The organism is Hydrogenophaga sp., from assembly GCF_041633695.1.
Classification (GTDB): Bacteria; Pseudomonadota; Gammaproteobacteria; order Burkholderiales; family Burkholderiaceae_C; genus Hydrogenophaga.
Map to the genome: position 1 here is coordinate 1 of NZ_JBFJMY010000090.1, position 12,365 is coordinate 12,365.

Annotated in this window: 15 protein-coding genes; 8 read left to right on the plus strand and 7 right to left on the minus strand. The window is 64.5% G+C overall.

The genetic code is table 11. The annotated features are described in order from the left end of the window. Positions 1-416 (plus strand): lysoplasmalogenase (locus tag ABYB95_RS07810; RefSeq protein ID WP_372657911.1); only part of this gene is annotated, 416 nt, incomplete at its 5' end. Positions 417-471: 55 nt separating this feature from the next. Here ABYB95_RS07810 and ABYB95_RS07815 read toward each other — a convergent pair. Beyond that, a complete protein-coding gene (locus ABYB95_RS07815) occupies positions 472-957 on the minus strand; it encodes a MarR family winged helix-turn-helix transcriptional regulator (protein ID WP_372657912.1) in 486 nt (161 codons plus the stop codon). A 173-nt stretch (positions 958-1,130) separates the two neighbouring features. Here ABYB95_RS07815 and ABYB95_RS07820 point away from each other — a divergent pair, with 173 nt between their 5' ends. Then, on the plus strand, positions 1,131-2,009 hold the full coding sequence (locus ABYB95_RS07820; protein WP_372657913.1) for an EamA/RhaT family transporter: 879 nt from the start codon (positions 1,131-1,133) through the stop codon (positions 2,007-2,009). Between the two features lie 22 nt (positions 2,010-2,031). Here ABYB95_RS07820 and ruvB read toward each other — a convergent pair whose 3' ends face one another. Continuing rightward, entirely contained in the window at positions 2,032-3,090 is a 1,059-nt protein-coding gene (gene ruvB, locus ABYB95_RS07825; RefSeq protein ID WP_372657914.1) for a Holliday junction branch migration DNA helicase RuvB, read from the minus strand. Positions 3,091-3,196: 106 nt separating this feature from the next. Between ruvB and ABYB95_RS07830 the strand changes: the two genes are divergently transcribed. The 3 genes from ABYB95_RS07830 (at position 3,197) to ABYB95_RS07840 (ending at position 5,973) form a co-directional block, all read left to right on the plus strand. Then, the gene (locus tag ABYB95_RS07830; RefSeq protein WP_372657915.1) at positions 3,197-4,405 is read left to right on the plus strand and encodes a carbonic anhydrase; all 1,209 of its coding nucleotides are present in this window, start codon (positions 3,197-3,199) and stop codon (positions 4,403-4,405) included. A gap of 111 nt (positions 4,406-4,516) precedes the next feature. Beyond that, positions 4,517-5,104: a TetR/AcrR family transcriptional regulator gene (locus ABYB95_RS07835; protein ID WP_372657916.1), complete on the plus strand. Its 588-nt coding sequence runs from the start codon at positions 4,517-4,519 to the stop codon at positions 5,102-5,104. Positions 5,105-5,223: 119 nt separating this feature from the next. Continuing rightward, the gene (locus ABYB95_RS07840; protein WP_372657917.1) at positions 5,224-5,973 is read left to right on the plus strand and encodes an SDR family oxidoreductase; all 750 of its coding nucleotides are present in this window, start codon (positions 5,224-5,226) and stop codon (positions 5,971-5,973) included. A 66-nt stretch (positions 5,974-6,039) separates the two neighbouring features. On the opposite strand, the gene ruvA is transcribed toward ABYB95_RS07840, so the two are convergent. The 3 genes from ruvA to ABYB95_RS07855 are packed head-to-tail and all read right to left on the minus strand — an operon-like array spanning position 6,040 to position 9,121. Then, complete coding sequence (gene ruvA / locus ABYB95_RS07845) at positions 6,040-6,618, minus strand: Holliday junction branch migration protein RuvA (protein WP_372657918.1); 579 nt, start codon at positions 6,616-6,618, stop codon at positions 6,040-6,042. 18 nt (positions 6,619-6,636) lie between these two features. Then, positions 6,637-7,296 (minus strand): response regulator, encoded by a 660-nt coding sequence (locus ABYB95_RS07850; RefSeq protein WP_372657919.1) that lies wholly within the window; start codon positions 7,294-7,296, stop codon positions 6,637-6,639. Beyond that, positions 7,274-9,121 (minus strand): ATP-binding protein, encoded by a 1,848-nt coding sequence (locus ABYB95_RS07855; RefSeq protein WP_372657920.1) that lies wholly within the window; start codon positions 9,119-9,121, stop codon positions 7,274-7,276. Before ABYB95_RS07855 ends, ABYB95_RS07850 begins: the two co-directional genes overlap by 23 nt. Before the next feature lie 15 nt (positions 9,122-9,136). On the opposite strand from ABYB95_RS07855, the gene ABYB95_RS07860 reads away from it, so the two are divergent. Beyond that, positions 9,137-10,117 (plus strand): PhoH family protein, encoded by a 981-nt coding sequence (locus ABYB95_RS07860; RefSeq protein WP_372657921.1) that lies wholly within the window; start codon positions 9,137-9,139, stop codon positions 10,115-10,117. Positions 10,118-10,133: 16 nt separating this feature from the next. Beyond that, a complete protein-coding gene (gene ybeY / locus ABYB95_RS07865; protein WP_372657922.1) occupies positions 10,134-10,589 on the plus strand; it encodes an rRNA maturation RNase YbeY in 456 nt (151 codons plus the stop codon). Between the two features lie 19 nt (positions 10,590-10,608). Here the strand turns inward: ybeY and dtd are convergent, their stop codons facing one another. Then, positions 10,609-11,052, minus strand: a complete 444-nt coding sequence (gene dtd, locus ABYB95_RS07870) for a D-aminoacyl-tRNA deacylase (RefSeq protein ID WP_372657923.1) — start codon at positions 11,050-11,052, stop codon at positions 10,609-10,611. After that, a complete protein-coding gene (locus ABYB95_RS07875) occupies positions 11,049-11,978 on the minus strand; it encodes a cation diffusion facilitator family transporter (protein WP_372657924.1) in 930 nt (309 codons plus the stop codon). Before ABYB95_RS07875 ends, dtd begins: the two co-directional genes overlap by 4 nt. A gap of 57 nt (positions 11,979-12,035) precedes the next feature. Between ABYB95_RS07875 and ABYB95_RS07880 the strand changes: the two genes are divergently transcribed. Beyond that, a partial coding sequence (locus ABYB95_RS07880) for a hypothetical protein (RefSeq protein WP_372657925.1) occupies positions 12,036-12,365 on the plus strand: 330 nt, incomplete at its 3' end.

A 12,365-nucleotide genomic window follows, 5' to 3' on the forward strand; every position in this document is an offset into this window, starting at 1 on the left:
CCTGGGGTGCCGCGCAACGGGCCTGGCTGATGCTGACCGCCTTCGCTCTGGTGGCCTACGCCGTGTTGTGGAACGGTGGACTGCCTGCGGCCATGCAGATACCGGTGGCGATCTATGTGCTGGCCATCACCACCATGGCGGGTACCGCGCTGGACCGTGCCACCACGCTGGGCACGGCGTCCAGCCGCATGGTCGCCTTCGGCGCCCTCTGTTTCTTGGTCAGCGACCTGACGCTCGCCGTCAACCGCTTCATCACGCCACTGCCTCACGCCAGCGTCTGGGTGCTGAGCAGCTACTACGCTGCGCAGTGTCTGATGGTCATGGGGTGGCTGCGCGAGCCCGTGTCGGTCGATCGAGAGGCGAAGGCAGCTTCGCGCCATCTCGTTGAGGATCAACGGCCCATGCTTCGTAGGTAGTAGCCGCCGGCCACAGCGTGCTGGCGGTGTGCCGATCCGATGGCGTTCGACCGACTCATCCCCAATGGTGGAGCAGCTTGGCCAACAGCCCGTTTAGCTGGATTTGCTCTTCTTCGGTCAACACCGACAAGGCTTGTCGCTCGTTCTCCACGTGCGCAGGGACGACCCGATTCACGAGCTCCAAGCCCTTTTCCGTCAAGGCAACCAGCACCCCTCGTCGGTCTTCCGGGTTGGGTTGGCGCTCGATCAACGCGGCCTTTTCCAGTCGGTCCAGGCGGTTTGTCATGCCCCCTGAGGAAATCATCGTCGCACCGTACAACAGGGTCGGCGTCAACGCGTAGGGGGCACCAGCCCGCCTCAAGGTAGCCAACACATCGAATTCGCCCCGTTGCAGGTCGAAGCTGGCAAAGAGGGGCTCGAGCCGGGAGCGACTGATCAGCTGCGTCGCTTCGCTCAATCGACCGACGACCTCCATGGGCAATAGGTCCAAACCCGGCATCTCTTTGGCCCACTGAGCGGCAGCCAGTTCGGCACGATCCATACAGACATCTCTTTTATCTTGATATTAAGATACAATCCATCAAGTCAAATAACCGCGACTCGGAAACCACTTGGGATCACTATATGACAACCCACCCACTCCACCATCCCCGCAAAAGGCGGCTGCACCTCATGGCGGCGGGGCTTCTGTTGGTCGTGGGCAGTCTACTGGGCTTGTCCCTGGTGATCGCCAAACTGGCCGTTCATGCCGGTGCTGCGCCTTTGTCGCTTCTGACCTTGTCCATGTTGGGCGCTGGGGTGGTCTTGCTTGGCAAAGAACGCTGGAACCAGCCGGCACCCGTCTTGAACAGAAGAGTCCTGGAATACGGCCTGGTCGCGGGCTTGCTTTTTGCGCTACCCAACGCCATCGGCTTTTTGGCTGTGGCACATGTCGGTGCAGGCTTCTTGTCACTGACCTTTGCATTTCCCATCTTGCTGACCTATGCCCTTGCCCTGTTGCTCGGCATGGATCGTTTCCATCCCAGGAAAGCACTGGGCGTTGCGCTGGGCTTGTCTGGCGGCTGCCTTCTAGCCTTGACCAAGGTGTCTACAGCCGACGCTCCGTTCTTTTGGGTCGGCCTGTCCTCTCTGTCGCCCATCTTGATCGCCTTGGGAAATATCTACAGAACGCGTCGATGGCCCATTGGTGCGTCTCCCACCTACTTGGCTGCCATCATGCTGCTGGGTGGCGGACTGCTGCTGGCACCGTTTTCCTTGGCATGGAGCGTCAGCGGACTCGCTGCCCTTTTTCCCTCTCCCACGGCGTGGGGCCTTCTGGTCGCACAGATGGCGCTTTTCAGCCTTTTGTACAGCCTCTACTTTTTGCTTCAACACCTCGCCGGGCCGGTCTACCTGAGTCAGATCGGTTCGGTCGCGGCCGTGATCGGTGGCGCCATCGCCATCAACATGCTGGGCGAAACAGCCCCGGAACATTTGCTCGCGGCGGCCGGACTCATCGGCTGCGGGACAGTGCTGTTTCAGTACCAACCGGGTACACCCCGTTCCCCAAGCTCAGAAAAGCGGGCGACAGCGAGAACCCAGACGCCAGCGTAAGAGCGCAACGCCTTGAACCGGCTCAAGGTTCAAAAAAATCAGATCGACCCTTGGGCTGTACCACGCCCAGATGCTGGTAGGCCGCCAGCGTGGCGATGCGTCCGCGCGGTGTGCGTTGCAAAAAGCCTTGCTGGATCAGGTAGGGCTCGATCACGTCTTCGATGGTGTCGCGCTCTTCGCCGATGCTGGCGGCGATGTTGTCCAGCCCCACCGGCCCGCCGTCGAAGCGGTGGATCACCGCCTCCAGCAACTTGCGGTCCATCACGTCAAAGCCTTGCGGGTCCACATCGAGCATGGTCAGCGCACGGCCCGCAATGTCCACCGTGATACGGCCATCGCCCTTCACATCGGCGTAGTCGCGCACCCGGCGCAACAAGCGGTTGGCAATGCGTGGCGTGCCGCGCGAACGGCGGGCGATCTCGAACGCACCGTCCGCCTCCACCGGCACGTTCAGCAAACCCGCGCTGCGCTTGACGATGCGGGTCAGCTCGTCGGCGGTGTAAAACTCCAGCCGCGCCACGATGCCGAAGCGGTCGCGCAGCGGGTTGGTCAGCATGCCGGCGCGCGTGGTCGCGCCCACCAGGGTGAAAGGCTGCAGGTCGAGCTTGATGCTGCGCGCCGCCGGGCCTTCACCGATCATGATGTCGATCTGGTAGTCCTCCAACGCGGGGTACAGGATTTCCTCGACGACCGGACTGAGCCGGTGGATCTCGTCGATGAAGAGCACATCGTTGGGCTCCAGGTTCGTCAGCAGCGCGGCCAGGTCCTTGGGCTTTTCCAGCACCGGGCCGCTGGTCTGGCGCAGATTCACGCCCAGCTCCTGGGCAATGATGTGCGATAGCGTGGTCTTCCCCAGGCCGGGCGGCCCAAACAGCAGCACATGGTCCAGCGCTTCGCCGCGCTTCTTGGCCGCGCCGATGAAGATCTCCAGCTGCTCGCGCACCTTCATCTGGCCCACGTACTCGTCCAGCAGCTTGGGGCGCAAGGCGCGTTCGATCGCCTCTTCGCGCGGAGACTCGGCCACCGCCTCCACCATGCGGCGCGGTGGCGCGGGTAAAAAATCGTCGGTCTGGATGCTCATGCGTGTGCGGTGTGTGGCGCCCATTTGAGACCGGTGAAGCCGGGTTTTTCTCAATTTGGGCGCGATGGGTCCGATATGCCAAGTATCCCCCCTCACGGCCATTCCCATGCACAAAACCACCTCCGCCCGCCTTGACCAGCCCCGCAGCCATTCCATGGCCATGCGCTGGCTGCTCACCGGTGGTCTGGCCGTGACCGCAAGCACACTGGGTTTGGGCTCGGCCCGAGCCGAGCAAGCCCAAGCCCACGGATCGACACACGGGCCAGTTGCGGCGACGACCAAACCCGCCCACGCACCGGCCGGATCTGGCGCACCCACCACGGCGTCGGTGTCGGACACACCCGACGCCCAAACCTTGGCGGCAGCCATGCAAGTGCAGGCCCTGGTCTTGCAAGCCCAGGCCCGGCAAAAAGACACGGCGCACGCAAGCCCAAAGCCTGCGCACAACCCGGCCCACGGCAGCGGCCCTGCAAGCGCCACCGCACACACCGCCGCCCTGGCCCATAGCCCTGACCTGCACAGCAGTGCGCCCAAACCCAGCAGCCGTGCCTATATCCGCGCCAAAGCCTCGGCCCTGGCGGGGCGCACCGAACCGGCACGCGCCGCTACTGCTGCGGGGCACGCAGGCGGTGAAGCGCACTGGACCTACGACGGCGAAACCGGCCCGCAGAACTGGAGCCAGCTGAAGCCCGAATACGAGACCTGTGCCACCGGCCAGCGCCAGTCGCCTATACACATCGAAGAAGGCGCCACCTTGCCCGGTCCAGCCGAGCCCTTGTTGTTCAACTACCAGGCCAGCAACGGCTCGGTGGTGAACAACGGCCACACCATCCAGGTCGATGTAGAGGGCGACAACACGCTCGCGGTGCGTGGCTCGGTCTACAAGCTGGTGCAGTTCCATTTCCACCACCCGGCCGAAGAAAAGGTCAACTACAAGGGCTTTTCCATGGTGGTGCACCTGGTGCACAAAAACGCCGCAGGCCAGCTGGCCGTGCTGGCGGTGCTGATGGACCCGGGCGCCAGCAGCCCGCTGGTGGAAAAAGTCTGGACCCACATGCCGCTGGACGTGGCCGACCGCGTGAAGCTGCCAGTGGGTCTCATCAACCTGGTGGAGTTGTTGCCACAAGACCAGCGCTACTACCAGTTCATCGGCTCCCTCACCACACCGCCCTGCACCGAAGGCGTGTTGTGGATGGTGTTGAAACAACCCATGACCCTGAGCCGCAGCCAGTTGCGCCTGTTTTCGCAACTGTTCCCCAACAACGCCCGCCCGGCGCAAGCGGTGAACAACCGCATCGTGCGCGAAGCGATGTGAGCGCGGCGGGCAAGCAGGCCGCACGGCCTCTCTGAATCCGGCTTGAGGCTTTTTGCTGGATGCTTTGCATCAATGTTGACCAATCGGTCAACATTGATGTAGCATGCGCCCATGTCCCGACCCAGAGCCTTTGACGACCAAGCCGTTCGCGAGCGTGTGACCGACGTTTTCGTCGCACACGGATTCACCGGCACGTCGCTGGCCATGCTCACCGAGGCCTCAGGCCTGGGCAAACAAAGCCTGTACAACGCCTTTGGCGACAAGTGCTCGCTGTACCTGCAGTCGCTCGATTGTGTGGCCGACCGCATGGCGGAAACCCGTGAGGCCATGCTGGCGGCCCCCAGCGGCTTGCAGGCGGTGCATCTGCTTTTTGATGGCCTGCTGCACGACTGCATGCACCCCGATCCAGCGGTGCACACCTGCATCGTCTCAGCCGGTCTGATGGAAGGCCTGGACGCCGAACCGATTGCCGCGCACCTGCGCGAAAAGTGGCACAGCTCCCAAGGCTTGTTGCAAACCGCTGTCGAGCGCGGACAGCGCGACGGGTCGATTGCGCAACGCCGACCGGCGCCACAGCTCGCGGCTCTTTTGATGACCTTGATGAGCGGCCTGCGCGTCACGGCCCGCGCACTGGACGATCCGCAACTGCTGGCGCCACTCACCCAGCTGGGCCTGAAATTTCTGGAACATCCCGACTGACGATGCTCCCCCCTCGTTCCCGCAAAGCCAGACGACGGCCTAGCGGATCAACCCCGGCGCTTCGGCGCCTTTTCTTGCGGTCGTTATTGACCGACCATTCAATATCAAGGACATTTTTTATGAACCGACTCGACCATCTGCGCACACTCATCACCGGCGGCACCACCGGCATCGGCCTGGAGACGGCGCGCCAGTTTCTTGCCGAAGGCGCCCGGGTGGCCATCACGGGCCACGACCCCATCCGCCTTGCTCAGGCCCAGGCAGAACTGGGATCGAACGTGCTGGCGATCGCCTGCGACGCGGGCAATGTGGCCGCGCAACAGCAGTTGGCAGATACCCTGAAATCCGAATTCGGCGGGCTCGACGCGGTGTTCATCAACGCAGGCGTGGCCGATTTCCGACCCGTCGAGGCGTTTGACGAGGCCGCCTTTGACCGGACGATGGCCATCAATTTGAAGGGGCCCTTTTTTCTCGTGCAAAAGCTGTTGCCTCTGTTGGCGAATCCATCCTCGATCGTGTTGAACACCTCCATCAACGCCCGCATCGGCATGCCCAACTCCAGTGTTTATGCGGCCAGCAAAGCCGGGTTGATTTCGATGGCACGCACACTCTCGGGCGAGTTGATCGGCCGTGGCATTCGTGTGAACGCGGTGAGCCCTGGACCCGTTTCAACGCCGCTTTACGGCAAGATGGGCCTGGCCACCGAGCAACTGCAAGACTTGGCGCAGCACATCACGTCGCAAGTGCCACTGGCTCGGTTTGGCAACCCTGTGGAGATCGCCCAGGCGGTGGTGTTTTTCGCCTCGGGCGAATCCTCCTTCATTGTGGGCAGCGAGCTGGTGGTGGACGGCGGCACCAGCAACATCTGACGCGAAGCCCTGTAGACCCCACACGCGACGCATGTAAGAAGAGGCGGCAGTTGCCGCCTTGGCCGCTTACTTCGTCAAGGCTTTCAGCGCCAGCTTGATGCCTTCGCTCACACCCACGCCGCCTGGCAAGGCCTTCAGTGCGGCGGCGGCGTCTTTCTCGTTGTAGCCCAGCGCCATCAGCGCTTGCTGGATGTCGCTTTGCACATCGCTCTGCGCCGGCCCCGCGCCCAGAGGGCCGAGGTCGGCGCCCAGCTTACCCTTGAGTTCCAGCAGCAGGCGTTCGGCGGTTTTTTTACCGATGCCGGGGACCTTGATGATGCGGCCCACTTCCTGGGCCGTCACCGCCTGGGCCAGATCGGCCACGCTCATGCCCGAGAGCACCGAGAGCGCGGTGCGCGGCCCGATGCCGGAAATCCTGATGAGCTGGCGAAAGGCTTCGCGTTCTGTTGCGTTGCCAAAACCGTAGAGAATTTGTGCGTCTTCGCGCACCACAAAATGCGTGAGCAGCGAAACCTTCTCACCCACTTCGGGCAGGTTGTAGAAGGTGCTCATGGGCACGTCCACTTCGTAGCCCACGCCGTTGCAGTCGATCAGCAACTGCGGCGGGGATTTGTCGGCCAGGGTGCCGGTCAAGCGTCCAATCAAAAGCGTCTTTCAGTGGGTTCAGGGTTGCACCAGCCCGCGCCGTGCGGCTTCCAGCGTGGCCTCGGCGCGCGACGATACGTTGAGCTTGCGGTAGATCTGCTTGATGTAGTCGGCCACGGTGTGGCGCGACAGGCCAAACTGCTGCGCGATTTCGGGCAAGGTATAGCCCTTGGCCACGCGCTGCAAAACCTCGGTTTCGCGCACCGTCAGGGCCACTTCCTCTTCCACCTGGCGCCACACCACCTGGCGGCGCTGCGGCGCGCTGGCAAAGTGCGCCAGCACGCGCCGGGCGATCGGGGGCGACAGCGGTGGCTCGCCTTGTGCCATGCGCAGCAGTTGCGCGGTCAGCACGTCTTGCGGCTGCTCCTTGAGCAGGTAGCCAAATGCGCCCGCCTGCAAGGCCGGAAACAGGTGTTCGTCGTCGTCGTAAATGGTGACCACCACCGGCAGCGCTTTGGGCTGGTGGTGGTGCAAAGCGCCCACCACGTCGATGCCGGAGCCATCGGGCAGACCCAGATCGATCAAGGCCAGATCAAAGGTCTGGTGGGCGATCAGCTCCAGCGCCTGGTCGCAGCGCCCCGCCGTGGCAATGGTGAGCGCGGGAAACGCGGCCTGGACGGTTTGTTCCAACCACAAGCGGATTTCGGGCAGGTCTTCAACGATCAGCGCGGTTTTCATGCAAGGGCATGTTAGCGGAATTGCCACTGTCGAGCGGCACACACACGTCGAGCCGGGTACCACCGCCCACACGGTGGGCAAACGCATGCACACCGTTCAACTTGCGCACCCGCCGCTCGATGTTGGGCAGGCCATGGCCGGCGCGGCCCTGGCGGGTCACGGCCTGCGCGTCAAAGCCCCGGCCATCGTCCTCCACCACCAGGCGCACCTCGTTGTCGTCCAACGCGAGCGTGACCCAGCACGATGCGGCTGCGCTGTGGCGGATCACATTCGACACCGCTTCGCGCAGGATGCGGGTGAGCTGCACGTGGGTGCGCGCGGGCAAGACCAGCGTCTCGTCGGGTTCTTCGGCGTTCCAGTGCACGCCCAAGCCGGCCGCGTCCAGGCGCGAGACCACCTCGGCACGCCAGTCGGCCACCGCGTCCACCGCCAGGGCTGCCGAGCCGGTCATGCCGCGCACCGACAAGCGCATATCGTCCAGCGCTTCGCGCGCCATGCCCGCGACCTCGGCACCGGCGCCCGACTGCGCGATCGACAACAGGCGCGCGCCCAGGTCGTCGTGCAAATCCGAAGCGATGCGGCTGCGCTCCTGCCGCGCCGCCTCGTGCGCCCGCAACTCCACCAGTTCGGCGTAGCTGCGTTCGATCTCGCCCGATTTTTCGGCCACCCGTTGCTCCAGCCGGAAATTGGCCGACTCCGACTGGTTCAAGGCCTCGACAAACAACTGCACCAGCCGGATACCGATCACGCCCACGATGATGGGCATGGCGAAATGGATGACGTGGATTTTCGGCAGCGGCAGCCAGGCGTTCTGCAAAGCGATTTCCACCCCGACCAGCACAAAGGCCAGCACCAGCACCCCGCTCATGAGCCAGAATTCGCGCCGCGCATGCCGCCAGCCCACCACGCTGAAGAATGCCGCGCACAACACGAACTCCAGCGCCAGCAGGTTGTAGACGCCGCTGGCAAACGGCAACAGGCGTTCGGGCCCCACCAACCACAGCACACCCGGCACCAGCAAGGCCTGCGCCCAAAGAAACCGGTCCACCCAAACCATGCGCCGCCCCACCAGGCGCATCAAGAACAGGAAAAAGCAGGCCAGCACCGGCGGAAAGCTGCTGCAGATCAGCAGCTCTGTGGTCCAGTTGTCCAGCGGCACCTCGCGCACAAACAAGCGCACGCTGAGCAGCGCCCAGCCCAGCGTGAACAGACCGAAATACATGAGGTAGCTGTCTTGCCGGCGCACCACCGCCAGGCCCAGCATGGCCAAACCCAGCAGCCCGATGGTGCTGGCAATGATCTGGGCCACAGTGACGTTCCAGAACAGCTGGGTTTCGTAGCGCGGCAACAGCACCTGCATGGGGCCGACCGCCACCGCCGACAAGCCCGGGGCCCGTTGCCGCGCCGAGACCTGTTGCACCGGAAAACCCGCCACCACCACCGTCAGCTGGTTGCCCTCGGGCCGGATCAAGGCGCGCGGCAGATTAAAAAGCTGGGGGAAATAGCAGTTGCGGGTCACCGGCTCGCTCATGCGCCCGCCGCTGCCCAGCAGTTCGCCGTTCAGATACACCTCGGCGTTGCTGCACACCCGCGGCAGGTACACACCCAACAGCTCTGGCCCGTTCAAGTCCGGCAGCTCCAGGCGGTAGGTCACCCGGCGCACCTGCGGGGGCACCTGCGCCTCCCAGGCATGCGGCAGCGAGACCGCCACGCCCGCTCCACCCAGCTGGCCGTCGAAAAACACCCGCGCCTGTGTAAGCTCTTGCACCTGGGCCAGCACCGGCCAGGCCGCCCAACACAACAGAACGGTGACAATAGAGCGCAAGCTTTTGTACATCCCATGATTCTGCGACACACCTTCACCCCACCCGACAACCTGCGCATGGGCCATCTGTGCGGCCCGCTGGACAGCCACATCCGCACCATAGAGACCGCCTTGCAGGTGAAGGTGGTGCACCGCTTCGAGCAGTTCCGCATCGACGGCCCCAAGGCCCGGGCGAACCAGGCGCTGGAGGTCTTGCAGGCTTTGTACGAGATGGCGAAAAAGCCGATTCCGGCGGAAACCGTGCAACTCATGCTCAGCGGCGACACCGCCATGCCCGAGAACGGCGAGTCCCCGGGCATGCAGACGCGGCGTGGCGAAGTGCGCGGGCGCACCGCCAACCAGACGCGCTACCTCGACAACATGGCCAGCCACGACATCACCTTTGGCATTGGCCCGGCCGGTACCGGCAAGACCTACCTGGCGGTGGCCTGCGCGGTGGACGCGTTGGAGCGCAGCGCGGTGCAGCGCATCGTGCTCACCCGCCCGGCGGTGGAAGCCGGCGAAAAACTCGGCTTTCTACCAGGCGATCTGGGCCAGAAGGTCGACCCTTATCTGCGCCCGCTGTACGACGCGCTGTACGAGTTGATGGGCTACGACAAGGTGGTGAAAGCGTTCGAGCGGCAACAAATCGAGATCGCGCCCCTGGCCTTCATGCGCGGGCGCACGCTCAACCACGCCTTTGTGATCCTGGACGAAGCCCAGAACACCACCTGCGAGCAGATGAAGATGTTCCTCACCCGCATCGGCTTCGGCTCCAAAGCCGTGGTGACCGGCGATGTGAGCCAGATCGACCTGCCGCACACCCAGCTCAGCGGCCTGATCGACGCCGAGCGGGTCTTGAAGCGCGTGCCCGGCATCGCCATCACCCGCCTCAGCAGCGCCGACGTGGTGCGCCACCCCCTGGTGGCCCGCATTGTGGACGCCTACGATGCGCGCCACCCGCAGTCAGACGACGCCCAGCCGCCCGCCAAACGCGCGCGCCGCAAGACCGCCTAAGCCTTCTGGAAACGCCATGCCTCTGCCCGCATTGACCCTGTCGCTGCAGTTCGCCGAACTGGCCGACCCGGCCCCGCACCGCGCGGCGCTGCCTCGCCACCGGGTGCAACGCGCGATCCGCCACGCACTGGCTGCCGACGGCGAGATCACCGTGCGCATCGTGGACGCCGAAGAAGGCCAGGCCTTGAACCGCGACTACCGCGGCAAGGACTACGCGACCAATGTGCTGACCTTCGATTACGCAACCGATCCGCTGGTGATGGCCGACCTGGTGCTGTGCGCGCCGGTGGTGGCGAAAGAAGCCCGGGAGCTGGGCAAATCGCTGGCGGAGCACTACCTGCACCTGCTGGTGCACGGCACTTTGCACGCCCAAGGCTGGGACCACGAAACCAGCGAGGCCGATGCACAAGCCATGGAAGCGCACGAAATCCGCATCCTGGCCGGGCTCGGCCAGCCCAACCCTTACGCCTGAAACGGCCCCGGGCCAGCGCTCAAGCGTTCATGCGCAGCGGGATGGTGATCGGCCCATCGTTCACCAGGTGCACCTGCATCTCGGCGCCAAACCGCCCGGTCTGAACCACGGGGTGCTCGGCCCGCGCCCGCACCACGAAACGGTTGAACAGCGCTTCACCCAAAGCCGGCGGTGCGGCGCCGGTGAAGCCGGGGCGGTTGCCGCTGCGCGTGTCGGCGGCGAGCGTGAACTGGCTGACCAGCAGCAAGCCGCCGCCCACCTCCTGCACGCTGCGGTTCATCTTGCCGTGATCGTCGGCAAAGATGCGCAGCTTCAGGATCTTGGCCAGCATTTTTTCGACCAGCAGCTCGGTGTCGTCGGGCTCGGCGCAAAACAACACCAGCAAGCCCGCGCCGATGGCGCCCACGGTTTCACCCGCGATCTCGACCCGGGCTTGGCTCACGCGCTGCAACAGGGCGATCAAATCAAATCAACCTCGTCGTCAAAGTGCGCTTCCACATCGCTGGGCAACAGCTGAATGGTGGCGCGCAAACCCGGCACCGCACTCATCAGGGCTTGCTCCACACTGCCCCGCACCGCCGCCGCCCGGCCCAGCGTCCAGCTGGCGGGCATGTGCATATGCAGGTCCACGAAGCGGCGCTGCCCGGCCTTGCGCGTGGTCAGGTGGTCGAAACGCACGATCTCCACCTCGTCGCGCCGGTGCGCAAAACCGGCCAGGGTTTGGTGAATCGTCTCCAGCACATCGGGCTCCACCGCCTCGTCCATCAAACCCTGGGACGACCGCCAGAGCAAGTGGTAGCCCTCTTTGAGGATGTTGAGCGCCACGGCAATGGCCACCACCGGGTCCAGCCACAACCAGCCCGAGATATGCACCAGCGTGATGCCAATCACCACCCCGACCGAGGTCCAGACATCGGTCACCAGGTGCTTGGCGTCCGCCTCCAGGGCGATCGAGCGGTGTTCTTTCGCGGCACGGAACATCACCCAGGCCAGCAAGCCGTTGAGCACCGAACTGGCCACCGACAGCGCCAGACCCCAGCCCACTTGCTGCAAAGGCTGGGGATCGAGCAGGCGCCCGGCGGCGGCCCAGACGATGCCGATCGCCGCCGCGATGATCAGAATGCCCTCAAAGCCGGATGAAAAATACTCCGCCTTGTGGTGGCCATAGGGGTGGTCGTCGTCGGCCGGGCGGGCCGCGATGGTCACCATCACCAGGCCAAAAACCGCACTGGCCAGGTTGACCAGCGACTCCATCGCGTCCGACAGCAGGCCGACCGAGTCGGTCACCACCCAGGCCAGGGTCTTGAGCGCAATGGTGCACAGGGCCACCACCACCGAAGCCATCATCAGACGTCTGGGGGTCAACAGTTGGGCTGTGGCGGGTGTCATGCCGCTATTGTCGTTCACCGACAGACGCCTTCTCGCGCCCGGCATAAGATGCGCGGCATGCCGAACACGCCCTTGTTATCCGTTGTCGATGGGCTCGACGCCTCGGGCATCCACCGCGAGGTCTGGCCTTCGCGCAGCCCGCACCTGGTGCTGGCACGCGCCCGGGTGCCTGGCCCGGTGCAGGCGGTGGCGGCTGTGCCGCATTTCCGGATCAGCTGCAACGTAGGACCGCCCTACGCCTTCCACGTCGCCGGACAGCACAGTGCGCAGCCCTTCACCTGCCGCAAGCACGCGCTGCAAATCATCCCGCCCGGTCTGGCCATGACCCAGCAAGCCAGTTGGCCGCTGCCGGCGGGTCGCCAGCGCAAACCGGTGCTGCTGGCCACG